26 protein-coding genes are annotated in these 21,741 nt (G+C 72.1%); 13 read left to right on the top strand and 13 right to left on the bottom strand.

Features of this window, described 5'->3' with window-relative positions; translation table 11 throughout:
• Positions 1-49 precede the first annotated feature (49 nt).
• Both ACJ73U_RS04360 and ACJ73U_RS04355 read right to left on the bottom strand, forming a co-directional pair.
• The gene (locus ACJ73U_RS04360; protein ID WP_407776202.1) at positions 50-526 is read right to left on the bottom strand and encodes a universal stress protein; all 477 of its coding nucleotides are present in this window, start codon (positions 524-526) and stop codon (positions 50-52) included.
• A 9-nt stretch (positions 527-535) separates the two neighbouring features.
• The gene (locus tag ACJ73U_RS04355; RefSeq protein ID WP_407776201.1) at positions 536-2,101 is read right to left on the bottom strand and encodes an MDR family MFS transporter; all 1,566 of its coding nucleotides are present in this window, start codon (positions 2,099-2,101) and stop codon (positions 536-538) included.
• Between the two features lie 85 nt (positions 2,102-2,186).
• Here ACJ73U_RS04355 and ACJ73U_RS04350 point away from each other — a divergent pair, with 85 nt between their 5' ends.
• Together ACJ73U_RS04350 and ACJ73U_RS04345 are read left to right on the top strand one after the other, a co-directional pair.
• Positions 2,187-2,762, top strand: coding sequence for a TetR/AcrR family transcriptional regulator (locus ACJ73U_RS04350; RefSeq protein ID WP_407776200.1), 576 nt, complete (start codon positions 2,187-2,189; stop codon positions 2,760-2,762).
• Between the two features lie 40 nt (positions 2,763-2,802).
• Positions 2,803-3,279, top strand: a complete 477-nt coding sequence (locus tag ACJ73U_RS04345; protein WP_407776199.1) for a hypothetical protein — start codon at positions 2,803-2,805, stop codon at positions 3,277-3,279.
• A 20-nt stretch (positions 3,280-3,299) separates the two neighbouring features.
• Here ACJ73U_RS04345 and ACJ73U_RS04340 read toward each other — a convergent pair whose 3' ends face one another.
• Positions 3,300-3,932 carry a hypothetical protein gene (locus tag ACJ73U_RS04340; protein ID WP_407776198.1) on the bottom strand — a complete coding sequence of 211 codons (633 nt, stop codon included), beginning with the start codon at positions 3,930-3,932 and terminating at the stop codon, positions 3,300-3,302.
• A 119-nt stretch (positions 3,933-4,051) separates the two neighbouring features.
• Positions 4,052-4,222 (bottom strand): hydrophobic protein, encoded by a 171-nt coding sequence (locus ACJ73U_RS04335; RefSeq protein WP_407776197.1) that lies wholly within the window; start codon positions 4,220-4,222, stop codon positions 4,052-4,054.
• A 143-nt stretch (positions 4,223-4,365) separates the two neighbouring features.
• Between ACJ73U_RS04335 and ACJ73U_RS04330 the strand changes: the two genes are divergently transcribed.
• Complete coding sequence (locus ACJ73U_RS04330) at positions 4,366-4,854, top strand: hypothetical protein (RefSeq protein ID WP_407776196.1); 489 nt, start codon at positions 4,366-4,368, stop codon at positions 4,852-4,854.
• A 148-nt stretch (positions 4,855-5,002) separates the two neighbouring features.
• Positions 5,003-5,317 (top strand): MmcQ/YjbR family DNA-binding protein, encoded by a 315-nt coding sequence (locus ACJ73U_RS04325; protein WP_407776205.1) that lies wholly within the window; start codon positions 5,003-5,005, stop codon positions 5,315-5,317.
• 12 nt (positions 5,318-5,329) lie between these two features.
• On the opposite strand, the gene ACJ73U_RS04320 is transcribed toward ACJ73U_RS04325, so the two are convergent.
• Entirely contained in the window at positions 5,330-6,004 is a 675-nt protein-coding gene (locus ACJ73U_RS04320; RefSeq protein WP_407776204.1) for a 2-C-methyl-D-erythritol 4-phosphate cytidylyltransferase, read from the bottom strand.
• 583 nt (positions 6,005-6,587) lie between these two features.
• Here ACJ73U_RS04320 and ACJ73U_RS04315 point away from each other — a divergent pair.
• Positions 6,588-6,872 carry a hypothetical protein gene (locus ACJ73U_RS04315; protein WP_407776195.1) on the top strand — a complete coding sequence of 95 codons (285 nt, stop codon included), beginning with the start codon at positions 6,588-6,590 and terminating at the stop codon, positions 6,870-6,872.
• A 4-nt stretch (positions 6,873-6,876) separates the two neighbouring features.
• Here ACJ73U_RS04315 and ACJ73U_RS04310 read toward each other — a convergent pair whose 3' ends face one another.
• Positions 6,877-7,467, bottom strand: a complete 591-nt coding sequence (locus ACJ73U_RS04310) for a TetR/AcrR family transcriptional regulator (protein ID WP_407776194.1) — start codon at positions 7,465-7,467, stop codon at positions 6,877-6,879.
• A 94-nt stretch (positions 7,468-7,561) separates the two neighbouring features.
• Here ACJ73U_RS04310 and ACJ73U_RS04305 point away from each other — a divergent pair, with 94 nt between their 5' ends.
• Complete coding sequence (locus tag ACJ73U_RS04305) at positions 7,562-8,950, top strand: MDR family MFS transporter (protein WP_407776193.1); 1,389 nt, start codon at positions 7,562-7,564, stop codon at positions 8,948-8,950.
• On the opposite strand, the gene ACJ73U_RS04300 is transcribed toward ACJ73U_RS04305, so the two are convergent.
• Genes ACJ73U_RS04300 through ACJ73U_RS04285 form a run of 4 tightly spaced genes read right to left on the bottom strand, consistent with a single transcriptional unit; the run spans position 8,925 to position 12,490 of the window.
• A complete protein-coding gene (locus tag ACJ73U_RS04300) occupies positions 8,925-9,944 on the bottom strand; it encodes an ABC transporter substrate-binding protein (protein WP_407776192.1) in 1,020 nt (339 codons plus the stop codon). The genes ACJ73U_RS04305 and ACJ73U_RS04300 overlap by 26 nt on opposite strands.
• A complete protein-coding gene (locus ACJ73U_RS04295) occupies positions 9,937-10,767 on the bottom strand; it encodes an ABC transporter permease (RefSeq protein WP_407776191.1) in 831 nt (276 codons plus the stop codon). Before ACJ73U_RS04295 ends, ACJ73U_RS04300 begins: the two co-directional genes overlap by 8 nt.
• The gene (locus ACJ73U_RS04290; RefSeq protein ID WP_407776190.1) at positions 10,764-11,528 is read right to left on the bottom strand and encodes an ABC transporter ATP-binding protein; all 765 of its coding nucleotides are present in this window, start codon (positions 11,526-11,528) and stop codon (positions 10,764-10,766) included. The genes ACJ73U_RS04295 and ACJ73U_RS04290 overlap by 4 nt, the downstream gene beginning before the upstream one ends.
• The gene (locus ACJ73U_RS04285; RefSeq protein ID WP_407776189.1) at positions 11,525-12,490 is read right to left on the bottom strand and encodes a DUF6282 family protein; all 966 of its coding nucleotides are present in this window, start codon (positions 12,488-12,490) and stop codon (positions 11,525-11,527) included. The genes ACJ73U_RS04290 and ACJ73U_RS04285 overlap by 4 nt, the downstream gene beginning before the upstream one ends.
• Before the next feature lie 130 nt (positions 12,491-12,620).
• Here ACJ73U_RS04285 and ACJ73U_RS04280 point away from each other — a divergent pair, with 130 nt between their 5' ends.
• A complete protein-coding gene (locus ACJ73U_RS04280) occupies positions 12,621-12,842 on the top strand; it encodes a hypothetical protein (RefSeq protein ID WP_407776188.1) in 222 nt (73 codons plus the stop codon).
• 42 nt (positions 12,843-12,884) lie between these two features.
• Here ACJ73U_RS04280 and ACJ73U_RS04275 read toward each other — a convergent pair whose 3' ends face one another.
• Positions 12,885-13,553 (bottom strand): GntR family transcriptional regulator, encoded by a 669-nt coding sequence (locus ACJ73U_RS04275; RefSeq protein WP_407776187.1) that lies wholly within the window; start codon positions 13,551-13,553, stop codon positions 12,885-12,887.
• 82 nt (positions 13,554-13,635) lie between these two features.
• Between ACJ73U_RS04275 and ACJ73U_RS04270 the strand changes: the two genes are divergently transcribed.
• Positions 13,636-14,418: a DUF1932 domain-containing protein gene (locus ACJ73U_RS04270; protein WP_407776186.1), complete on the top strand. Its 783-nt coding sequence runs from the start codon at positions 13,636-13,638 to the stop codon at positions 14,416-14,418.
• A 38-nt stretch (positions 14,419-14,456) separates the two neighbouring features.
• A complete protein-coding gene (locus tag ACJ73U_RS04265) occupies positions 14,457-15,650 on the top strand; it encodes an NAD(P)H-binding protein (protein WP_407776185.1) in 1,194 nt (397 codons plus the stop codon).
• On the opposite strand, the gene ACJ73U_RS04260 is transcribed toward ACJ73U_RS04265, so the two are convergent.
• Both ACJ73U_RS04260 and ACJ73U_RS04255 read right to left on the bottom strand, forming a co-directional pair.
• On the bottom strand, positions 15,623-16,483 hold the full coding sequence (locus tag ACJ73U_RS04260) for a siderophore-interacting protein (RefSeq protein WP_407776184.1): 861 nt from the start codon (positions 16,481-16,483) through the stop codon (positions 15,623-15,625). The two genes, ACJ73U_RS04265 and ACJ73U_RS04260, sit on opposite strands and share 28 nt — an antisense overlap.
• A gap of 168 nt (positions 16,484-16,651) precedes the next feature.
• Complete coding sequence (locus tag ACJ73U_RS04255) at positions 16,652-18,121, bottom strand: multicopper oxidase family protein (RefSeq protein ID WP_407776183.1); 1,470 nt, start codon at positions 18,119-18,121, stop codon at positions 16,652-16,654.
• 178 nt (positions 18,122-18,299) lie between these two features.
• Here ACJ73U_RS04255 and ACJ73U_RS04250 point away from each other — a divergent pair, with 178 nt between their 5' ends.
• The 4 genes from ACJ73U_RS04250 (at position 18,300) to ACJ73U_RS04235 (ending at position 21,569) form a co-directional block, all read left to right on the top strand.
• Positions 18,300-19,166, top strand: coding sequence for an NPCBM/NEW2 domain-containing protein (locus tag ACJ73U_RS04250; protein WP_407776203.1), 867 nt, complete (start codon positions 18,300-18,302; stop codon positions 19,164-19,166).
• 472 nt (positions 19,167-19,638) lie between these two features.
• Positions 19,639-20,328, top strand: coding sequence for a hypothetical protein (locus ACJ73U_RS04245; RefSeq protein WP_407776182.1), 690 nt, complete (start codon positions 19,639-19,641; stop codon positions 20,326-20,328).
• Between the two features lie 18 nt (positions 20,329-20,346).
• Positions 20,347-20,664 carry a hypothetical protein gene (locus tag ACJ73U_RS04240; protein WP_407776181.1) on the top strand — a complete coding sequence of 106 codons (318 nt, stop codon included), beginning with the start codon at positions 20,347-20,349 and terminating at the stop codon, positions 20,662-20,664.
• A complete protein-coding gene (locus tag ACJ73U_RS04235; RefSeq protein WP_407776180.1) occupies positions 20,664-21,569 on the top strand; it encodes an FAD:protein FMN transferase in 906 nt (301 codons plus the stop codon). The genes ACJ73U_RS04240 and ACJ73U_RS04235 overlap by 1 nt, the downstream gene beginning before the upstream one ends.
• Positions 21,570-21,741 lie beyond the last annotated feature (172 nt).

Here is a 21,741-nt window from a genome sequence, read left to right as displayed (position 1 = left end):
TCGAAATTTTCTTACATTTCCTGGCTCCAGGTGCCGTTCCCGGCGCCGGTCACGGCACCACCAGGACCGGCCAGTGGCCGGCGCGGATCAGCTTCGTCGCGACCGAGCCGGCGAAGCGGTGGCCCGCGCTCATCGACGCCCCGACCACCACGGTGTCGACCTGGCACTGGTCGGCCGCCTCGCGCAGGCGGGTGCACGGGTCGCCGTAGGCCTTCAGGAAGGTCACGGGCACGCCCAGTTCCTCGGCCATTGCGCGGGCAGTCCCGCGCAGGTCGGCGTCGAGCTCGGCCGCGGCCTCCTGGGCGGCCGCGATGCCCGGGCCGAGAGCGGTCAGCGCCGAGTGCGCGGCGACGAACGCGACGATCAGCCGGTACCCCTGCCGCCTGGCCAGGCCCACGGCGAACGCCGCGGCCCGCATCGCCGTGTCGGAGCCGTCGACGCCGACCAGGATGGCCCGCGCCGACGGCTGCGGCCTGGGACCGAAGTGTTCGGCCGTGGACTCGAAGGCGGCCGCACTGCCGCTCATCCCGCTCCCCTATCCCGCGACCGGGTCCGACACCGCCGGTGTCTCCACGCGCTTCTCGAGGTCGATGGTCGTCCGCAGCGTGATGCGCCGCAGCAGGAGCGCGGCGAGCGCGCCGACCAGCGCCACCGCCGCCGACAGCAGGAAGATGTGCGCGGTCGCGTCGCCGTAGACGGTGTGCACGACCTGCTGCACCTCCGGTGGCAGCGCCTTCAGGTTGAGCGCGCTCACACTGCCCGTCGAGGACGAGCCGGCCGGCACGTGCAGCGCCGCCGACAGACCGGTGCTGACCCGGTGGGCGAGCACCGCGCCGAGCACGGACACGCCGATCGTGCCGCCGAGCGACCGGAAGAACGTCACCGCACCGGTCGCCGCGCCGAGCTCCCGCAGCGGGACGCCGTTCTGCACGGCCAGCACGAGGTTCTGCATGGTCATGCCGACACCGATGCCGGCGACGGCCATCGCGACGTCGACCTGCCACAGCGGCGAGTCGTGGTCGACGAGGCCGAGCCCGAGGAACCCGAGCGCCAGGGTGAAGGCGCCGACCACGATGTACGGTTTGACCGTCCCGGACCGGCTGATCATGCGGCCGCTCACGGTCGAGGCGACCAGCACGCCAGCCATCAGCGGGATCGTCAGCAGACCCGCCTGCGTCGGCGTGTAACCGCGGCCGATCTGGAAGTACTGGCCGAGGAACACCGCGCCGCCGTACATGGCCAGGCCGGCCGCGACGCTGGCGACGATGGCCAGCGCCGGCTGCCGCTGCGTGATGATCCTCAGCGGCACGACCGGTTCGCGCACCCTCGACTCGACCAGCAGGGCCAGCGCGAGGATGACCACGCCCGCGCCCACCATCGCGGCGGTCTGCCACGACAGCCAGCCGAACGAGTTGTCCACGAACGAGACCCAGACCAGCAGGATGCTCACGCCGGCGGCGATCAGGGTCGCGCCGAGGTAGTCCACCCGGACGTTCTCCCGGCGCAGGGTCGGCAGCTTGAGCGTCCGCTGCAGCACGGCGAACGCGATCACCGCGATCGGCACGCCGACGAAGAAGCACCACCGCCAGCCCAGCCACGACACGTCCACGATCAGGCCGCCGAGCAAGGGGCCGCCGACCGTCGCGACCGCCATGACCGCGCCGAGGTAGCCGTTGTAGCGCCCGCGCTCCCGCGGCGGGATGATCGCCGCCATCACGACCTGCGCGAGCGCCTGCACGCCGCCCATGCCGATGCCCTGGAACGCGCGGGCGGCGATGAGCTGGCTGGTGTCCTGGCTGAACCCGCTGATCACCGAGCCGACCACGAAGATCCCGATGGCCGTCTGGAGCAGGGTCTTCTTGTTGAACAGGTCCGCGAGCTTGCCCCAGATGGGCGTCGTGGCCGTCGCCGTGAGCAGGGTCGCGGTGACCACCCACGTGTACTGGGTCTGCGTGCCGTTCAGCTCCCCGATGATGCGCGGCAACGCGATCGAGACCACCGTCGAGCTGATCAAGGCCACGAACAGCGCCAGCAACAGGCCGGACAGCGACTCGAGCCGTCGCCTGTGTTCGCTCCGGTCCACCGCCGCGTCGGACACCATGTGACCCCCTCCAATCCGGATAATACTGCCCACTGCGCAAACTTGCGCAACGAGCAGATTATTCCCTCTCGGTAGAGTTGCCCTCGTGGAGGCCGTCGACACGCTGCGGACGAGGAAGAAGGCCGCGACGCGCCAGTCGCTGCACGAGGCCGCGCTGCGCCTCGCGATGGCGCACGGGTTGGACGGCGTGACGGTCGAGGACATCGCGGACGAGGCGGGCGTGTCGCGGCGGACGTTCTCCAACTACTTCGCCAACAAGGAGGACGCGATCCTCCACGCCGACCGCGAGCGCACCGGTCAGCTCCTGTCGCTGCTCCGGGAACGCCCCGCCGGCGAGGGCGCGTGGCAGGCCCTGCGCAACGCGACCGCCGGCCTGTTCCCCGGCCGGCCGGTGCGCGACCCGGAGTGGGTGGAGCAGCTGCGGCTCCTGCGCCGCCACCCGTCGCTGCTGGCCCGTCAGGCGAGCGACCAGCAGGCACTCGAACGCGAGCTGGCGACGGCCCTGGTGGACCGCGGCGCGGACGAGGAGCTGGCGCGGCTCATGGCCGCCACCCTCCTCGCGGCCTTCCGGACCGCGGGGGCGCTGTGGCTGGAGAGCTCCGGCGAGCGGTCCCTGCCGGAGCTGGTGGACCGGCTCCTGAACCGGGTGGACCTGCGTTAGCACTTGATCGACTAGCCCGGTGTCCGGCTAGAGTGCCGGGGTGGACGCAATGAACGTGCCCGCGGAGCTCGCCCTCCTGCTGGAGACCTGGCCCCAGCCGGACCACGACGAGCAGGCCTTCCCCTTCGTCACCATCGACGAGGACGGCTACCCGCACGTGATGCTCCTCTGCACGGCCGAGCTGCTCGCCACCAACGACCGCGGCGCGATCCTCGTCGCGGTCGCCAGCGCCAACGCCCGCGCCAACCTCGCCCGCACCGGCCGCGCGACCCTGATCGCCGCCGACGGGGCCGCCGCGCACTACGCCAAGCTGCGCGTGCGCGAGAGCGAGGACCACGACCACTTCACCATCTACACCTGCCAGCTCACGCACTACAAACGCGACTCGCTCGGCATCCCCCTGCGGCCGATGGACTTCCACGCCACCACGGAGATCGCCGAGAACGAGCGCTGGGCCGGCACCCGCGCGGCACTCACCCAACGCTGCAGGGACCAGCCCGACTCCCCGCATTTCTAGGTGTGGGTGTGGGTGAGGGGCTACTGATCCTCGTCGTCGGGGATGGGACGCTGCTGCTCCTGGAAGTCGGCGGGGTCGGCCTCGATGTAGTGGTCCATCGGCCGGGGGCCGTCGTCCTCGTCGGGCAGGATGTCCAGTTGCTGTTCGAGCAGGTCCGCCTCGTTGGCGGTGGTGTCGGGGTCCATGACCGCCTCCAGTTGTTCCGGCTGCTCGCTCCAGTGCAGCAGTCCGACCGTCATCGTGAGCGCGCGCCGCACGGTGTCGAGCCCGGTCCGCCGGTCGATGCCGCGCACGGCGAGGTCCAGCTGGAACGACGCGTCGTCCGGGCTGCCGTTCAGCTCGGCCAGCATGGCGCGGATCGTGGCCCGCACGGGTGGGTCCAGCTCGTCGATGGCGACCCGGTCGTTCGCGTCGTCGCGGAGGTCCACCGCGAACGCCGCGTTGCCGAACATCCGCGCGGTGCTGCCGCGCACCGCCGTCGTCGCGACGTTGATCAGCTCGGCGACGACCTCGCGGACGTAGGGCTTCAGCTCCTCCGTCGGCTGGTCGACCACGGTCTCCAGCGTTTCGGTCAGGCCCTCCGAGTCGGCCTCGAGGACACAGTGGACCAGCTGGTGAGCGGTGGCTTGGGCTTCGTGGTCCTCGCTGTGCATCGCTCGCTCTCCTCACACGGTTTCGGGCTCACGCCGGGAATTCCCGGCCACGCACACGGCCAAACGTGCCGCTGGGCGGACGGGTCCCTGACCCGCCCGCCCGGCGAAAAGCGCTCGCACTACCAGCGATACCAGCGACCCGAGCCGCCTCCGGCAGCCGTGGATCGGAACACGAACCCGAGCAACCAGGCCACCAGCAGGACACCTGCCACGATCCACAGGGCCTTCACGGCGAAGCCGACGCCGAACAGGACGAGAACCAATAACAGGACCAGAATCAGAGGAAGCATCGATCGCGCCTTTCTCTCATCGTGCGTGCCCCACGGGGGGTACTACCCGGATACCGCCGTTCATAAACCACCGTGACGGTCGGTTTTCGCGGGCGACCTGCGGGTAACCGCCCTCAAACACCGGGAGAAAAGGTGCGTTAGCCATGGACACCAACAGTTATGTGGCGTTCCTCGTCATCGGCACCGTGCTGGTGCTGGTCGACGGGCAGATCATCTACCGCAACGGCCGCCGCTACCTGCAGCAGGCCACCCCCAAGCCGCAGGCGTCGTCCCTGACCACGCTCGTGACCGTGCTGTTCCACCTCGGCTCCCTCGGCGTGCTGGCGCTGCTGTCGACGATCGACGTGCCGGCGAACGACCAGGCCAAGGGCGTCGTGCTGCGGATCGGCATCATCCTGCTGCTCCTGGGCGTCGCGCACTGGATCGCCGTGTCCTCGCTGGCGAGGATCCGCGACCGCGAGGAGTACGAGACGGTCAACGCCGAGTGGGAGGCGCGCCGCGCGGCCCAGCGGGCGGCGGACGTCGCGTCGGTGCGCGAGGTCGGCACGTACGTGCCGGAGCCGACCCGGAACCCGGCCTACACCGGCGAGAGCGCGACCGCGATCGTCAACCGCCAGAACCAGCAGCGGTAGGCACGTCGGCACGGGCTGGACGTCCCCCGGGGACGTCCGGCCGCCTGCCGGTCCGGCGGGAGCGCGCCGACGGCGAAGAGCCGTACCGACTGTCGGTGCCGTACGCCACAATGACCGCGTGGTTGTGCCCGATCGTCAGTTCCTGCGCATGGTGGACACGCTCGCTGAGGTCACGCGGGCCCAGGCCCGCGACTACACGTCCTACAGCGTGTGCGGCAAGCGCTTCGGCTACTACTGGCCCCGCACGAAGACGGTGGGCCTGAAGCAGACGCTGTCCGAGCAGCTGGCGCTGGTGTCCGAGCGCCCGGACGTCTTCGAGGTCCAGTTCACCGCGGGCGGCTTCGGCTGGGTGGTCGTCCACCTGCCGAGGATCGAGCTCGACGAGCTGACCGAGCTGGTGTACGAGGCGTGGCGGCTCTCCGCGCCCGAGCCACTCGTCGAGGCGCACCCGCTGCGGCGTTAGAGCGGCCCGTGGTCACGCCCGCTCCGCCAGGAACCGCTCGGCGATGATCAGGTCGTGCGGATACGTGATCTTGAAGTTCTGCTGGTCGCCGTGCACGCAGCGGACCGGCACGGCCGAGTAGCGTTCCATGCAGGAGGCGGTGTCGGTGCCCACGAACGCATCGCGGGCCGCCTGCTCGTAGGCCGCGATCAGCGGAGCCGCCCGGAATCCCTGGGGGGTCTGCACCCTGACCGCCGCAGCCAGCACAGGGCCGCTGACCACGTCGCCGATGACCGGGACCACGTCGTCAGCGGGCAGCGAGGGAATCGCGCCGCCGTGTTCCCGGGCCGCCCGCAGCACGCCGGCGATCAGGCCTGGGCTCACCAGCGGCCGGGCGGCGTCGTGCAGGAGGACGACGTCGACGGTGCCGTCGCGCACCCTGTCGGCCAGCGCACGCAGGGCGCACAGTTCGGACTCCTGACGGGTGGCGCCGCCGTAGACGACCTCGACCGGGCTGGTCGTCCGCGCCAGGACCTCGTCGACCAGCTCGCCGTCCTCGGGGCGGGCGACCAGCACCAGCACCCCGATCTCGGGCACCCGCTCGAACGCCGCCAGCGACCACGAGACCAGCCGCCGCCCGGCGAGCGGCAGGTAGGCCTTGTTCATGGCGGCACCCATCCGGGTGCCCGAGCCACCGGCCAGCACCACTGCGACCGCGTACGGCGTCCTGGCTGTTCGTTCCCGCACCCCGGGGATCATAGGAGCCCAGGCGACTCCCGGCAGCCGCGCCGCAACGGCCGGACGAACGCACCTGCCGCGTCCTCTCCGATCTCCGACTCCGTGCTCACCGTCGACCGGGCCACCTCCGGCACTCCCGCACCTCAGCCGCATCCGCGTACCTCGGGTGCCTCCCAGCACCACCTCCGCCCGGCGAACACGCCTGCCGCCTCCTCTCAGCACTCCGACTCCGCGCTCACCTTCGACCGCGCCGCCTCCGGCACTCCCGCACCTCAGCCACATCCGCGTACCTCGGACGCCTCCCAGCACCACCTCCGCCCGGCGAAGGTGCCTGTCGCGTCCACTCCACCCTCCCCATCGACTGCGACACCCCCGGCACCCCGCGTCCTGACCACATCTGCGTAGCTCGGGCGCCTCCAAGCATCACTCCGTCCGGGCAACTCCGCCCTCCCCCGCACCACCGAACTCGTGTCGTCTGGACACCCCGCCCCTCTACCGATAAAATCGGAAATCCATATAGCTGCTACCTGCTTGTGGTTGCGAGGTCACGAGAGTGGATGTCGGTGAGGTGGGGCGACTGCTGTTCGGCCGTCCATGCCGGTTGCGGGTGGCGCTGTGGATACACCAACGCGGCCGCCAGCGCTTCTACCAGTCCGAGCCGCCGCCCGAGATCATCCCGCAGAGCGCGGCCGGGACCGAGCTGCGGCGGTTCGTGCACCTCGGCATGCTCACCGAGCACCGCGAGACCGGCAGTCGCCGCGTCTACTACGAGACCACCAGCAGCCCGCTGTGGAGCATCATCGTGGCGGCCGCGCGGGTGATGGGGCCGCAGACCTAGGCACTCAGCACCCGGCCACGCGGGACTTCCCACGCCCGGCGAGTGCGAACAGCAGCGGCAGGAAGACGTCGTCGGTGATCTCCGTCAGCGTGCTCTCCTCGATCGGGTCGCGGGTCAGCAGCTGCTGGTAGCGGAACAGGTCGATCGGCAGCGTGACGACGCGGGGCGGGACGTCCGCGGTGGTGATCTCGCCGCGCTCGACGGCCCGCTTGAGGATCGTGGTCATGACGCCCCGCATGATCGTGAAGAGCCCGGGGTCGAGGTCGGGCACCTCGGCCAGCAGCCCGTGCACCACGTCCACCCCGATCTCCTCGCGGCGCCGGGCCAGCACGCCGAGCACGGCCAGGACGTCGGCCCGTAGCGCGCCCGTGTCGGGGATCCGGTCGGCGATCGAGCCGCCGCGGTGCCTGACGGCCGCCACAACCAGCTCCGCGCGGTTGCGCCACCGCCGGTACAGCACCTGCTTGCCAGTCCGTGCCCGCGCGGCGACGGCCTCCATGGTCAGCCGGGCGTAACCGACCTCGGCCAGCTCCGCCAGCACCGCCGCCAGGATCGTCTCCTCCAGCTCCGCTCCCCGGCGCCGCTCCTGAGTCATGGCCCACATCCCCTTAGAGACGTTGCGTCTCCTACAGCTAGGAGTCTACCGTGCGAGTGGTTAGAGACGCATCGTCTCTTATGTGGGAGGGGTCATGGGAGAACGACTGGACCGGGACGTGCTGCGACTGGCCGGGATCCTCATCCTCGGCGTGATGGGGCCCCTGCTCGCGGCCACGGTCACGACCATCGCGATCCCGACGCTCGGTCGCGAGCTGGACGCGCAGGTCTCGACCGTCCAGTGGGTCGGCACGGGCTACCTGCTGGCGCTCGCGATGACGGTCCCGATCACCGGCTGGCTGGTGGAACGGTTCGGGGCGCGGCAGGTGTGGCTCGGGGCGCTGGTGGTGTTCCTGGTCGGCTCGCTGCTGTCCGGGAGCGCCTGGGACATCGACTCGCTGGTCGCGTTCCGGGTCGTCCAGGGCGTCGGCGCCGGGCTGATCCTGCCGGTCATGCAGACGCTGATCATGCGTGCCGCGGCCGGGCGGCAGCTCGGCCGGCTGATGGCGGTCATCTCGCTGCCGGCCGTGCTGGGACCCGCGCTCGGACCGGTGGCCGGCGGGCTGCTCGTGGCGCACCTGGGCTGGCGCTGGACGTTCCTGGTGAACCTGCCGATCACGGCGTTGGCGATCGCACTGGCCGTGTGGCGCGTGCCGGCGGACCGGCCGAGCCGCCGGCACCGGCTCGACGTGACGGGGTTGGTCCTGCTCTCCCCCGCGTTGGCCGCGATCATCTACGGGCTGGTCCAGATCGGGCACGGCGGGCACCCGTTGGCACCGCTGGCCATCGGGGTCGTCCTGCTCGCCGGCTTCGTCGTGCGGGCGCTGCGCACGCCCGACCCGCTGATCGATCTCCGCCTGTTCGGCATCAGGTCCTTCGGCGCGGCGAACGCCCTGCTGTTCATGTCGGGCCTGGCGTTGTTCGGGGTGCTGTTCCTGCTTCCGCTGTTCTACCAGCAGCTGCGGGGCACCGACGTGGTCGTCACCGGGCTCCTCCTCGCGCCGCAGGGGTTGGGCAGCCTGCTCGCCCGCGCGGCCGGGCCGCTGGTCGACCGCCTCGGCCCACGACCCGTGGTGGTCGTGAGCCTGGCGCTGAGCGCGGCCGGCATCGTGCCGTTCGCGCTGGCCGACGCGCACACGAGCGAGTGGGTGCTGGCGCCGGCGCTCGTGGTCCTCGGCGTCGGGTTGAGCGCGGTCAACATCGCGGTGCTGGTCGGGGCCTACCGCGACCTGAGCGGCGAGCAGATCCCGCACGCCAGCAGCACGACCCGCATCATGCAGCAGCTGGGCGGCGCGTTCGGCACGGCCGTGCTCGCGGTGATCCTGCAGAGCCAGCTCGACGGCCACTCCGGCGCGACCGCGTTCGACACGACGTTCCGGTGGGTGTTGGTGTTCACCGCGGTCGCGGTCGTGCCGGCGCTGTCGCTCCCGCGCCGGCACACCTCCACCGTCGCGGCGGTCAGTGCCGGAAGGCCTCGGGGATGACGTCCGCGTACGCCGGGGCCTTGCGGACGAGGCCGCTGTCGAGGTGGAACCGCACCGCCGTCCGGTAGGCCTTCTCGTCGATCGCCGGCGACGCCGGGATCTCCTTGGCCAGGATGGGCATCAGGGCGTCGAGGGTCTTCGGCTTGCTGTTCCTCAGGTACTGGCCGAGCAGGTCGCGGGTGCCGCGCGGGTCGTCGTGCACGTTCGTCAGCGCCCGCCGCATCGCCCGCTGGAAACCCACGATCTCCTTCCGCTTGCGGTCGAGCAGCTTGCGCGTCGAGAACAGGACGCCGTGCAGTGCCCCGCGCAGGCTCGGCACGTCGCCGCGGGCCGGGGAGATGTAGGTCCGGCCGACGCCCGTCGCCTCCGCCTGCTGCGCGATGGGTTGGAAGAACGCGAGCACGTCCACCCGGCCGGACTTCAGCGCACCGATCGCCGCCGTCGCCACGCCGCCCAGGTTGACCAGCGTCGAGTCGGTGGCCGCGTTCCTGCCGATGCTGCCGAACAGGTACTTCACGAGCGCCTCGGTCCCGCTGGCCGGCCCGGTGATGCCGATCGTCCTGCCCACCAACGCCTTCGCCTTGCGCGACAGGCTCGCGTCGTCGCCCGGGCCGACGAACCCCGGCGGCACCACGATGTCCACGTAGTACTCGGTGACCAGGCTGGACACGATGCGGGTGCCGTCGTCGATCTTGGCCAGGTTGAACGCGTCGGTGAGCACGCCCGCGCCGATGTCGATGCTGCCCGACTTCAGCGCGGCCGCCACCTTCGCGCCCGTGCCGAGCCGGGGCCGGTCCCCGAGCGTGATGCCCTCGTCGGTGAAGTATCCCTTCTTCTCCGCGACGAACAGCGGGAAGAACGCCACCGAGTCGCTGATCTGGCCGACGTTGAGCACCCCGGCGGGCGTCGTCGACTCACGTTGCGCGCAGCCGGCCGCCGCCAGCGCGAAGGGCGCGGCCAGGAGTCCGGTGAGGACGGTCCGCCGGCTAGTCATCGAGCGGCTTCCAGCGGTTCACGCGCTTGCCGATCAGGTTCACCACGATGTTCAGCACCCCGGCGATGACGCTGAGCACGACGAGCGTCGCGAACACACCGGCCGTGTCGAACTGCGCGGCCGCGTCGTTGATGAGGTAGCCGAGCCCCTTGTTGGACGCGACCAGCTCCCCGATCACGGCACCGATCAACGCGTACGGCACCGCGACCTTGAGCCCGGTCAGCACGCCGGTCATCGACGACGGCAGCACCACCTTGCGCACCACGTGCCAGCGGTTGCCGCCCATCAGCCGCACCGCGTCGACGAGCCCTCGGTCGACCTCGCGCACACCGGCCGCGGTGTTGAGGAACACCAGGAAGAACACGGTGGCCGCGGCCAGCAGCACCTTCATGTGGATGCCGATGCCGAACCACACGATGAACAGCGGCGCGAGCGCGACCTTCGGGATCGCGTACAGCGCCATCATGAACGGGTCGAGTACGCGGTAGAGGAAGTCGAGCGACGCCAGCACGAACCCGGCGAGCACGCCGGCGGCGGCCCCCAGCAGGAACCCGTACACGATCTCCTGCACCGTGATCCACGTGTTCGTCCACAGTGTGCCGTCCTCGACCCAGTCGCCGAGGCGGCCCACGATGTCGCTGGGCCGGCTGACGAACGTGATGTCGACCCACCGGTCGGCCGCGATCTCCCACAGCACCAGCAGGACCGCGACCAGCGCGGCGCGCACCAGCCACACGGTCGTCGTGGTGCCGTGCTTCTGCCACCACGTCCGGTCGCGGGGGATCACGACCGGCCCGGCGGTGAGCGGGGCCGCGACGGTCACTGTGCCACCTCCTTGAGCGCGCTCGCCAGCTCCCCGTGGAGGGCGACGAACGCGGGATCGATCCGCGCGGTGTCGACGGCGCGCGGGCGGGGCAGGTCGACGGCGCGGTCCAGCACGATCCGGCCGAGGTTGCCCAGCACCACCACCCGGTCGCCGAGCAGCAGCGCCTCCTCGGTGTCGTGCGTGACGAACACGACCGTCTGGCCGCTGCCCTGCCACAGGCGCAGCAGCTCCGCCTGCAGCTCGGTCCGCAGCTGGGCGTCGAGCGCGCCGAACGGCTCGTCCATCAGCAGCGTCTCCGGCTCGCCGGCGAGCAACCGCGCGAGGCTCGCGCGCCGGCGCATGCCGCCGGACAGCTCGCGCGGGTAGTGCTTCTCGAAGCCGGTGAGGCCGACGCGCCGGATCAGCTCCGCCGCCGCGCGCCGGCGCCGTGCGGCCGGGACGCCGCGGATCTCCAGCGGCATCTCGACGTTGCGCCGCACGTCGCGCCACGGCATCAGCGTGTCGGACTGCGTCAGGTAGCCGATCTCGACGTGCGGACCGGTGAGCCGCCGAGCCCGGTAGTGCACGGTGCCGCTCGTGGGTTCGGCCAGACCGGCCAGCAGGTTCAGCATGGTCGACTTGCCGCAGCCGCTGCGCCCGAGCACGGTCACGAAGCTGCCCTCGGCGATCTCGAGCGAGAAGTCCCGCAGCGCGACGATCGCGTTGTCGTCCTTGGGGAACTGCTTGGTGAGCCCGTCGACGCGCAGCACGGCGGTCATGGGTGCGCCCCCGTCCGCTCCCTGGCGGGCGCGTCCGGCAGTGGCGCCGCGCCGACGAGCCACCGGCTGTTGTGCACGGCCATGACCCGGATCTCCTCGTCGCCGAAACCGGCCGCCAGCAGGTGGTCCGCGCACAGCGCGAGCCCGTCCTCGACGGGCGGGTTGAACGGCTGGCCGAGGTCGCTGGACAGCACCGAGTGCTCCGGGCCGGCCGCGCGGATGTTGTGGAACCAGAGGTCCCACTCGACCTTTCCCGTGTAGGGCGTCGTGAAGCACCGCTCCAGCAGGGCACCCCTGGCGGCCAGCTCGCGCTGCCGCTCCACGCCGATGCGCTGGGACGTGAACTCCGGGTGCGTGACGACGATCCGCCGGACGCCCTCCTCGACCGCCGCACCGAGCACGCGCGTCGACTCGTCCTGGTGCAGGTGCCCGGTGGCCAGCGCCATGTCGTGCTTGGCGACCAGCCGCAGCACCTGCCTGGTCCGCTCGGTCACCTCGCCGTCGGCGGTGAGGACGTCCACGGGGTCGGCGGCCATGCCGGCGGCACGCAGGTCGTCCTGCAGCCGCGCCCACATCGGCGGCGTCGCGCTCTCCGGCTCGACGGCCTGGCACTGCCGCTGGTTCGCGCTGTCGACGGTGGGCAGCCACACCACCTTCGCGCCGCCGCGGCCGGCTATCTCGACGGCGATCGGGTTCATGCCGCCGACCGAGGCGTTGAGCGTGATGGCGCCGAGTGCTTCGACACCCGGCCGCGCGCGGCGCACCACCTCGGCCCGCTCGGCGGTCGGCACGTAGTGGGACTTCAGGACGAACCCGGCCATCCCGACCGCGGCGAACCGCTCGGCGAGCGAGACGTCGTCGACGCGCCGGCGCATGACGTCCGGTGCGACGTGGATGTGCACGTCATAGGCGCCGCGGACCAACTCCCGCGCGTGCCGGGACGGTTGCGGGTGATCAGCCATGGCGCTCCTTTGCGTACAGGATCTGCGCCTGAATTGTTAACAATTTTGGCGAGCCCGTCAACCCTCGCCGGCGCTTCCGGCCCCGCTAGGGTGGGCGCGACCAGGCGGCTGGGACGCGGAGGAGGCGGCGATGGCGGCGCAGGACGCCGAGGAGGTCCCGGCGACGGAGTTCCCGCACGGCATTGGCAGGGTCGCCCGCCGCGCGCTGGCACTGCACGGCTACACGACGTATGAGCAGCTCACGGGCGTCACGACCACACTGCTGCTCGCCATGCACGGCGTGGGTCCGAAGGCCGTCCGCATCCTCGGTGAGGAGCTGGCGGCACGAGGGCTGGACTTCGCCGGCGACTGAGCCGACGGCCACGCCGAACACGCCACGACGCGGTTGGCCGCGTCAGGACAAGCGCCGTACCCCCGTCTGGTCGACCTCCTGCAACGCGGTGATCACACTGCGCAGGTGCGCCCGCGCCGCCTCCTCCGCGGCAGCCGGGTCACGCGCGCAGATCGCCTCGATGATCGCCAGGTGCTCCGGCAACGACACGCTCGGCCGGCCCGGACGCATCGCCAGCCTGAACTGGTGGCGCACACTCTGCGCGCGCAACCGCTCCAACACCTCACGCGCGGTCCGCTGCCCACTGATCTGGCGCACCAACCGGTGCAGCTCCTGGTTCAGCTGCGAGTAACCCAGCACATCCCCACCCGACACCGCCGCCCGCATCGCCTTGCCGATCGCCTTCAGCTGCCTGGCCTCGTCCTTCGAGACGTGCTCGGCCGCCTTCGCCGCGCACAGCCCCTCCAGGACCATGCGCACCTCGGAGATCTCCACCGCCTCCTCGAGCGAGACCGCCCGCACCCGAGCACCGCGGTTCTGCACCCGCTCCACAAGGCCCTCGTTCGCCAACTCCACCAACGCCGACCGCACCGTCGCCCGGCTCGCCCCGAACTGCTCCGACAGATCAGCCTCCACCAACCGCTGGTTCGGCACGAAGTCACCACGCACGATGGCCTCACGGATCTCGGCCACCACCGACCGGGAGCCGACCCCCTCCTCGCTGACCGTCACTGTGCGACTCCTGTTCCAGCCACGATTGTCACCAATTTTGTTTGTTAACGTAGTGTAGCGTCCGATGTGAGGGAGTGATGTCGTGGCACTCACCGTTGCGGTGCTGGGGTTGGGCGAGGCCGGCGGCGCCATCGCCCGCGATCTCGTCGCGGCCGGCGCGGTGGTCCGCGCGTACGACCCGGCGGTCCCCGCCGGCGCGGACATGGTGGCCACGGCCGACGAGGCCGACGCGGCCACGGGTGCCGACCTCGTGGTGAGCGTGAACAGTGCCAAGGCGGCGCTCGACGCCCTGCGCGCGGGCGTGGCCTCGGCCAGCGTCTGGGCCGACCTGAACACCGCCTCCCCCGGCCTGAAGCGGCAGCTCGCCGAGACCGCCGCCGCGCACGACGTCCCGTTCGCCGACGTCGCGATCATGGCGCCGGTGCCCGGCCGCGGCCTGCGCACGCCGATGCTGACGAGCGGACCGGCCGCGAGCCGGGTGGCGGCGCTGCTGAACCCGCTCGGCGCGTCGGTCACCGCGGTGGACGGACCGCCGGGGCTGGCGGCCGAACGCAAGCTCCTGCGGAGCGTGTTCTTCAAGGGGCTCGCGGCCGCGGTGGTCGAGGCGCTGGCGGCCGCCCGCGCGGCGGGGTGCGAGGACTGGTTGCGCGACAACATCACCGACGAGCTGACCCGCGCCGGCGGATCCACCGTGGAGCGGTTGGTGACGGGCACCCACCAGCACGCCGTCCGCCGCGCCGACGAGATGGCCGCGGCGACCGACATGCTCACCGAGCTGGGCGTCGAACCGACCATGAGCGCGGCCACCCGGGACCTCCTGAACCGCCTGGCCGGCGAGCGGAACCAGCCGACCCCACACCGGTAGCTTGACCTCGACAAAGGTCCAGGTTCGATGCTGGGGGCATGACGATCCTCGTTATCGGCGCGACCGGCAACATCGGGCGCCACGTGGTGACCGGGCTCCGCGCACGCGGCGCCGCCGTGCGAACCCTGTCCCGCTTCCCGGGCCGGGAGACGGTCACCGGCGACCTGACCGAGCCCGAGACCCTCGACCCCGCGCTGTCCGGAGTGGACACCGTGTTCCTGCTCTGGCCGTTCATGTCGGCACAGGGCGCACCGGCGGTGCTCGACGTCATCGCGCGGCACGCGCGGCGCGTGGTGTACGTCTCGGCGCTCAGCGTGCGCGACGACCGCCCGGCCGAGGAGAACGGCGTCTGGGGCCAGGTCGAGGCCGCGATCCGCGCGAGCGGCCTGGAATGGACCTTCCTGCGGCCGGGTGGCTTCGCCACGAACACCCTCGGGTGGGCGCCGGCGATCCGGGCCGGCGAGCCCGTGCGGATGCCCTACCCCCGGGCCGCTCGGTCGCTGATCCACGAGCGCGACATCGCCGACGTGGCGGTGCTGGCGCTCACCGAGGAGGGCCACACGGGCAGGACCTACCGGCTCACCGGTCCGGAGGTGCTCACCCAGGCCGAGCAGGCACGCATCCTCGGGGCCGTGGCGGGCCGGCCGGCGGTCGTCGAAGAGATCGGCGCCGAGGAGGCACGCGCCGACGTGCTCGCGTGGGCGGACGAGGCGCACGCCGACGCCGTACTCGCCTACTGGCGAGGCCTCGTCGACAACCCCGAGCCCGTCACGCCGACCGTCGAGGAGCTCACCGGCCACCCCGCGCGCACGTTCACCCGGTGGGCACTCGACCACGCCGATGACGTCCGCCCGCTCCCCGCCGCCGAGGTGGCCGAACGGTACGTGGCGGCTTTCCGCGCGGGCCGGCTGGACCAGGCGCTGCGGTGGGCGGCGCCGGACCTCGTGCGCGTGGCCCCGCTGGAGAACGACGGCAAGCACGTCGAACTGCGTGGGCTCGCCGACATCACGGCCAACGCGGAACGCCTCAACCACGACCGGCGGATCCACGCCGTGGACGTCGACGGGCCGTACGTCCGCGGCGACCGGTTCGCGGTCCGGTTCACGTTCGACGAGACGCACACGCCGACCGGCCAGCGGACCTCGACCACCAAGCTGAGCCTCTACACCGTGGTGGACGGCGTACTCAGCCGCGAGGAGGTGTACTACTTCGACGCGCCGCCGGCGGGCTGACCGTCCTGCTCCGCCTCGACCTGGCGGTTCCAGTCACGCTTGCTCGCCTGCCAGCCGTCCTCGTCGTGGCCGAGCCGCCAGTAACCGGAGATCGACAGCCGCTCGCGCGGCACGCCGCGCTCCTTCAGCAGCAGCCGGCGCAGCTCCTTGACGAAGGTGGCCTCGCCGTGGACGAACGCGTGCACGTCACCGGGCGGGAACTCCAGCTCGGTGACGGCCGCGACGAGCGCGTCGCCGGGGCGGGCGCCGCCACGGTGCAGCCAGGTCACGGTGGCGTCGCCGGGCGTCTCGAGCTTCAGCTCCTCCTCGGGACCGGCGACCTCGACGAACACCCGCGCCCGGGCGCCCACCGGCAGCCGCTCGACCGACGCGGCGATGGCCGGCAGCGCGCTCTCGTCACCGGCCAGCAGGTGCCAGTCGGCGTCCTCGGCCGGCGCGTAGGCGCCACCCGGTCCGGCGAACCGGACGTCGTCGCCCGGCCGCACCCGCATCGCCCACGGACCGGCCAGCCCCTCGTCGCCGTGCAGGACGACGTCGATGCTCAGCTCACGCGTGGCCGCGGACCACCGCCGGACGGTGTACGTGCGCATCCGCGGCCAGTGCTCGCGGGGAAGCTCCTCGCGGATCCGCTGCAGGTCGAACGGCTCGGGGTAGGCGATGCCCTCGACCGGGAACACGACCTTGACGTAGTGGTCGGTGAACTCGCCGGCGGAGAACCCGGCCAGCCCGTCCCCGCCGAGCACGATGCGCGTCATGTGCGGGGTGAGCCGCTCGACGCGGTGCACCTGTGCGACGGTGAGGCGGGGACTCCTGCGTGCCGGACGTTCTGCCATGGACCTTCCTCGGGTGCGCTGCGTTCTCCCGAACACACTACGCCGCTCCCGCCGGCCCCGAATCCATGATCGGTTCCACTGTGGCGCGTGCCCCCGCGGCACCCAGGACCCGGTGCGGGGCCCGCCCGCGGCGAGCCCCGCACCGGATCGACCACGACCCCGGAAGGCCTACTCGACGATCTCCATCTGGGCCATCATGCCCAGCGCCGAGTGGTCGAGGTAGTGGCAGTGGAAGACGTACTTGCCGAGGTAGTCGGTGAACGTGACCTGGACCCGGACGGTCTCCCCCGGTCCGACGAACACCGTGTCCTTGCGCCCGGCGTCGTCCGGGGTCGGGGGGCCGCCGTTGCGGTCGAGGACCCGGAACTGCTCGAGGTGCATGTGGAAGGTGTGGGGCACGCCGATCGCGCCGTCGTCGTTCCTGATCCGCCAGATCTCCGTCGTGCCGCGCGTGATCCGGAAGTCGACCCGGTTCGGGTCGTAGGCCTGGCCGTTGACCACGCCGACCGGGTACGAGCCCGACAGGTCGAACTTCATCGACACGTCCCGCTCGACGGTCGCCGCCGGCAGCGCCGGCAGTGGCCGCAGCAGCGCGGGCACGCGGCTCGGGTCGGGCGCGTGGTGGGTCACGTCGAAGCGGAGCACCGGGCCGCTCACGTCGTAGAGCACCAGCTGGGTGCCGATCGGGTGGCCGGAGAAGTCGATCACGACCTCGGTGCGCTCCGCGGAGCCGAGCACGATCTCCGAGCGCCGCACCGGGGCCGGCAGCAGCCCGCCGTCGGAGGCGATCTGGGTCAGCTCGGTGCCGCCGAGGGTGAGGCGGAAGATCCGTTCGACCGCGGCGTTGACCAGCCGGAACCGGTACTTGCGCGCGGCGACCGGGAAGTAGGGCGTCACCACGCCGTTGGCCATGATCGTGGTGCGGCTGCTGGGGGTGCTCGGGAAGACCAGGCCGCCGTTCTGGTCGAGCTGGGCGTCCCGGAGCATGATCGGGACGTCGTAGGGACCGGTGGGCAGGCCGAGACCGCGTTCCGCGTCGTCCTCGACGATGTAGCAGCCGTGCAGTCCGAAGTAGACGTTCTCCGACTCCAGGCCGTGCGCGTGGTCGTGGTACCAGAGGGTGGCCCCCTGCTGGCGGTTCGGGTAGTCGTAGGTGCGGCTCTCCCCCGGTGCCATGACGACCATCGGGTTGCCGTCGCTGTCCTGCGGGACGTGGCCGCCGTGCAGGTGCACGTTCGAGGCGACGTCGAGCTGGTTGGTGAAGGTCACCCGCACCGGGCGGCCGGTCCGCGCTCGGATGGTGGGACCCGTGAACCGGCCGCCGTAGGTGCGCACGCGCGTGGGATGGCCGGCCAGGAGCTCGACGTCGGCCGGCTGGATGGGGATCCGGTAGGTGTCGACGCCCGACCGCGTCCGCTTCGGGGTCAGCTCGCGCGGCACGGGCATCCGCCGGGTGAACGGGGAGGCTGGAGGGACCGCCCCGGTGACGGCCACCGGCACGTACCCGGTGTGACCGCCGTGGCCGGCCGGCCCGGAGGCCGCCGCCGGGTTGTGCGCCGTCGAGAGCAGCACCGCGCCACCCACGGCGCTGCCGGCGGTGATCCCGCCCAGCTTGAGTAATCGTCGTCTGTCCAACATCGTGCCCCTCCTTGTCCGTGGTCTCGCGCCCTCGGTTCTACGGGCCGCCGGCGGAGTCGCGCTGGCGTTTCGACGGACCGCGTCCACGAAGAATGCGGTCCTGGTCCACCCCCACCACGCATCCTCGATGACCGAGTCCCGGCGGGTCGGAGCGGAAAGGAACGGTGTCGTGGCGCCGATGCCCTCGATCACGGTCGTAGGTAAGGCATTCGTCAGTTTCCGGATCGGTGACGCCGACGACGCGGCGACGCTGATCGACCGGCGGCTGTGCCGCGCGTTCGGCACGGACCGGGTGCACCGGTCGAGCCCGGCCATGCACCGCGGGGCGCCGTTCCCGCCGACGCTGGAGGCGGAGGCGGCGGACTGCGCGGTCATGGTCGTGGTCATCGGCGAGCGCTGGCTGGCCGAGCACGACGGCACCCGGCGGCTCGACGACCCCGCGGACTGGGTCCGCGAGGAGATCGAGTTCGCGCTGGCCAACGGGCGGCCGGTGCTCCCCGTGCTCACCGGGGACCGGCCACCGCTCGGCGAGGACGACGACCTGCCGGCCACGCTGACCGGGCTGCTCGGCCGCCCGCACCTGCGTTTCCGCGCCACCGAGCCGGCGCTCGCACGCATCGTCGACGAGGTCCGGCCCCACCTCGACGGCGTCGTGGCGCCGGCCCGCGCCACGCGCCTGGTCGACATCCACCCGACGACCCGGTCGTCCGACGTGCGGCTGGGCGCGTTCGAGGTCGACGGCCGGCGCTACGACGAGAGCATCGTGTTCCACGCGTTCGCGAGCCTGGTCAGCTTCAACCTCGGCATGCGGTACCGGCGGCTCGAGGTGACCGCGGCCGTCCCGGCGAAGGCCGGCGGACCGGACCAGGCCGGCATCTTCACGGTGCTCGGCGACGGCCGGGTCCTCGCGCAGGTGACCGCGTCCCGGGAGGCGCCGCGGTCGCTGACCGTCGACGTGACGGACGTGCTCACCCTGAAGCTGACCGCGCACCGCGTCGCCGGGGCGGCGGAGCTGGCGTGGGTCGACCCCGTGGTGCACCCCTGACAATGCCGATCCGGAATATTGCCGAAATTCTCGGAATACCCGTTCGCCCCAATATCTGTCCGCGAAGTTCCCACCGCGACAAGGGTTCCGAAACATCCCCGAAACTCGTTGACAACGGCGTGTATTCGGACCAAGACTGTCCGCATCGGCAGCAATTCAGTCGGCTGCCGAGCCGGGTCCCCCGTTCCGACCCGGTCCGTCCGGTCGCCGCCCGCGGCCGGACACGTCCGCCGCGTGGTACGACGCCGGCGTGCGTGGTGGCCGTCGCCCCGGCCGCCGCGCGACGCCGGCGCGTATCACGCCGCGCTTGGGCGCTCCTCGCTCACGATCCCGCGCGGCGCGGGAGAACCGGTAATCGCGGTTCCAGTCACAGGGACGCCCGGACCCGCACACAGGCCGCACACAGCCAGCACGCCTTGTCTGGACACAACGGCGACGCCACGGTCGCCATCGAGACGAGGAGTGCGACAGGATGTCCACCGAGCAGCAACGCCCCGTGACCCCGCCGTCCACCAGGGACAGTGCGACAGTGGACGCCACCGGCACCTGGGGCGCGCCGGCCGCGGCCACCAGCGAGTGGGGCGCCCGGCAGCCTCCCGCCGCGGAGGGCGCCCAGCAACCGAAGCGCGCGTGGTCGCCCAGAAGGGTGGTGCTGGCCGTCGCCGTGGCGGTCGGGATCGCCGGGGCCGGCACCGTCGCGGTCTACGCGGCGAGCGGGTCGGACTCGTCCTCGTCGGCGCAGCAGGGACCGGGTGGCGGCACCGGCGGACCCGGTGGTGGCGGGCTGATGTCCCAGGCGCTGCACGGCGAGTACGTGGTGTCCGACGGCAACGGCGGCTACGCCACCGAGCTGATGCAGAACGGTGCGGTGACCGCGGTCAGCGCCACCTCGATCACGGCCAAGAGCGACGACGGCTACACGAAGACGTACACGATCGACTCGGACACGGTGGTGGGCAACGGTTCGGCCGACCTGTCGAGCATCGAGACCGGTGACGACGTCACGATCGTCGCGACCGTGTCCGGGGACACGGCGACCGCCGACTCGCTGATCGAGGCCGGCACCGGACAGGGCCAGCTGGGACAGGGGCCACCCGGGCAGAACGGCTCCACCCAGGGCAGCGGCGCCCAGGGCAGCGACAGCTCGAACGGCGGCAGCTGAGCCATGCCGGACAGGGAGATGACCTCGCGCGAGAAAGGGCTGCGCAGGGCCGGCGGGATCACCGCCGCCCTCGCGGCCGCCGGCGTGGCCGGCACGGTGCTGGTGGCGTGCACGGTCGGTACGCAGTCGAGTGCCGCCACACCATCCACTTCGGACAGCTCCTCGACGGACAGCTCGACCAACAGCGGTTCGACCAACAGCGGTTCCACGGACAGCGGTACCACGGACAGCGGCTCCTCCACGGACAGCGGCAACAGCGGCGACTTCAGCGGCGGTGTGTCCGGCGACGCCGGTGGTTCGTCGGGCGGTGCCGACGCCGGCTCGGGAGGTTCGTGATGGTCACCCTTCGCGTCGGGAGATCGGTCGCCCGCTGGCGGGTCTGGAGCACCAGCGCGAGCGTGGTGGTCACCGAGCCGGCCACGCTCGCCACCGCGCGGGAGCTGGTCGAGGCGGAACTGTCCGAAGTGGAGCGGGCGTGCAGCCGGTTCCGCGACGACGCCGAGCTGACGCGGGCCGAGCGGGCGGGCCGGCCGGTGCCGGTGAGCCCGCTGCTCGCCGAGCTGGTCGGCGCGGCGCTGGACGCGGCCGAGCGGTCCGGCGGCGACGTGGATCCCACGCTCGGCAACGACCTCGCCCGCCTCGGCTACGACCGCGACATCGCACAGGTGCGGCCGGACGGCCCGGCGGTGCTCCCGGTCCGGCGGGTGGCCTCGTGGCGGGACGTGTCGCTGGCGGACGGCGTGCTGACGGTGCCGCGGGGCGTGCGGCTCGACCTCGGTGCCACCGCGAAGGCGCTGACCGCGGACCGGTGTGCCCGGCTCGTGCGCGACCGCCTCGGCACCGGCGTGCTCGTCGAGCTGGGCGGGGACATCGCGACCGCGGGCCCGGCGCCGGACGGCGGCTGGACGATCCGCGTGCGGGACCGCCCGACGGACCCGCCGGCGACGGTGCGCGTGACGGCCGGCACGGCGATGGCCACGTCGAGCACCGCGAGCCGCAGCTGGCGCCGCGGCGGGCAGCTGATCCACCACGTCCTCGACCCGCGCACGGGCATGCCGGCGCCGCGGGTGTGGCGCAGCGTCACGGTCTGCGCGGACCGCTGTGTGGTCGCCAACACCCACAGCACGGCGGCGCTGGTGCGCGGCGCCGACGCGGTCATCCCGCTCACCCGGGCCGGCGTCGCCGCCCGGCTCGTCGACGACCAGGGCCGGGTCCACGTGTTGGGCGGGTGGCCGTCATGAGCACCGATGCGTTGTGGTACCTCGGACGTGGGTCCGGCGTGGTCACGCTCGTCCTGTGCACCGCCGCGGTGGTGCTGGGGATCGGCACCCGCTCCGGGCGGCCCGCGCCGTGGCTGCCGAGGTTCGCGGTCACGACGCTGCACCGCAACACCAGCCTGCTCGCCGCGGTCTT

This window comes from Actinophytocola sp., assembly GCF_045807065.1.
Classification (GTDB): Bacteria; Actinomycetota; Actinomycetes; order Mycobacteriales; family Pseudonocardiaceae; genus Actinophytocola.
Note: the sequence above shows the minus strand (reverse complement) of the source record. Positions and strands in the feature narration are given on the sequence as shown.

What these genes read in the sequence shown, in the direction of transcription:
- ACJ73U_RS04300 (WP_407776192.1), bottom strand. Translation starts at nt 9,944, where the DNA reads ATGACTAGCCGGCGGACCGTCCTCACCGGACTCCTGGCCGCGCCCTTC.
- ACJ73U_RS04265 (WP_407776185.1), top strand. Translation starts at nt 14,457, where the DNA reads ATGACGATCCTCGTTATCGGCGCGACCGGCAACATCGGGCGCCACGTG.
- ACJ73U_RS04245 (WP_407776182.1), top strand. Translation starts at nt 19,639, where the DNA reads ATGTCCACCGAGCAGCAACGCCCCGTGACCCCGCCGTCCACCAGGGAC.
- ACJ73U_RS04330 (WP_407776196.1), top strand. Translation starts at nt 4,366, where the DNA reads ATGGACACCAACAGTTATGTGGCGTTCCTCGTCATCGGCACCGTGCTG.
- ACJ73U_RS04255 (WP_407776183.1), bottom strand. Translation starts at nt 18,121, where the DNA reads ATGTTGGACAGACGACGATTACTCAAGCTGGGCGGGATCACCGCCGGC.
- ACJ73U_RS04235 (WP_407776180.1), top strand. Translation starts at nt 20,664, where the DNA reads ATGGTCACCCTTCGCGTCGGGAGATCGGTCGCCCGCTGGCGGGTCTGG.
- ACJ73U_RS04250 (WP_407776203.1), top strand. Translation starts at nt 18,300, where the DNA reads ATGCCCTCGATCACGGTCGTAGGTAAGGCATTCGTCAGTTTCCGGATC.
- ACJ73U_RS04335 (WP_407776197.1), bottom strand. Translation starts at nt 4,222, where the DNA reads ATGCTTCCTCTGATTCTGGTCCTGTTATTGGTTCTCGTCCTGTTCGGC.
- ACJ73U_RS04290 (WP_407776190.1), bottom strand. Translation starts at nt 11,528, where the DNA reads ATGACCGCCGTGCTGCGCGTCGACGGGCTCACCAAGCAGTTCCCCAAG.
- ACJ73U_RS04310 (WP_407776194.1), bottom strand. Translation starts at nt 7,467, where the DNA reads ATGACTCAGGAGCGGCGCCGGGGAGCGGAGCTGGAGGAGACGATCCTG.
- ACJ73U_RS04340 (WP_407776198.1), bottom strand. Translation starts at nt 3,932, where the DNA reads ATGCACAGCGAGGACCACGAAGCCCAAGCCACCGCTCACCAGCTGGTC.
- ACJ73U_RS04305 (WP_407776193.1), top strand. Translation starts at nt 7,562, where the DNA reads ATGGGAGAACGACTGGACCGGGACGTGCTGCGACTGGCCGGGATCCTC.
- ACJ73U_RS04325 (WP_407776205.1), top strand. Translation starts at nt 5,003, where the DNA reads ATGGTGGACACGCTCGCTGAGGTCACGCGGGCCCAGGCCCGCGACTAC.
- ACJ73U_RS04355 (WP_407776201.1), bottom strand. Translation starts at nt 2,101, where the DNA reads ATGGTGTCCGACGCGGCGGTGGACCGGAGCGAACACAGGCGACGGCTC.
- ACJ73U_RS04285 (WP_407776189.1), bottom strand. Translation starts at nt 12,490, where the DNA reads ATGGCTGATCACCCGCAACCGTCCCGGCACGCGCGGGAGTTGGTCCGC.
- ACJ73U_RS04240 (WP_407776181.1), top strand. Translation starts at nt 20,347, where the DNA reads ATGACCTCGCGCGAGAAAGGGCTGCGCAGGGCCGGCGGGATCACCGCC.
- ACJ73U_RS04260 (WP_407776184.1), bottom strand. Translation starts at nt 16,483, where the DNA reads ATGGCAGAACGTCCGGCACGCAGGAGTCCCCGCCTCACCGTCGCACAG.
- ACJ73U_RS04360 (WP_407776202.1), bottom strand. Translation starts at nt 526, where the DNA reads ATGAGCGGCAGTGCGGCCGCCTTCGAGTCCACGGCCGAACACTTCGGT.
- ACJ73U_RS04280 (WP_407776188.1), top strand. Translation starts at nt 12,621, where the DNA reads ATGGCGGCGCAGGACGCCGAGGAGGTCCCGGCGACGGAGTTCCCGCAC.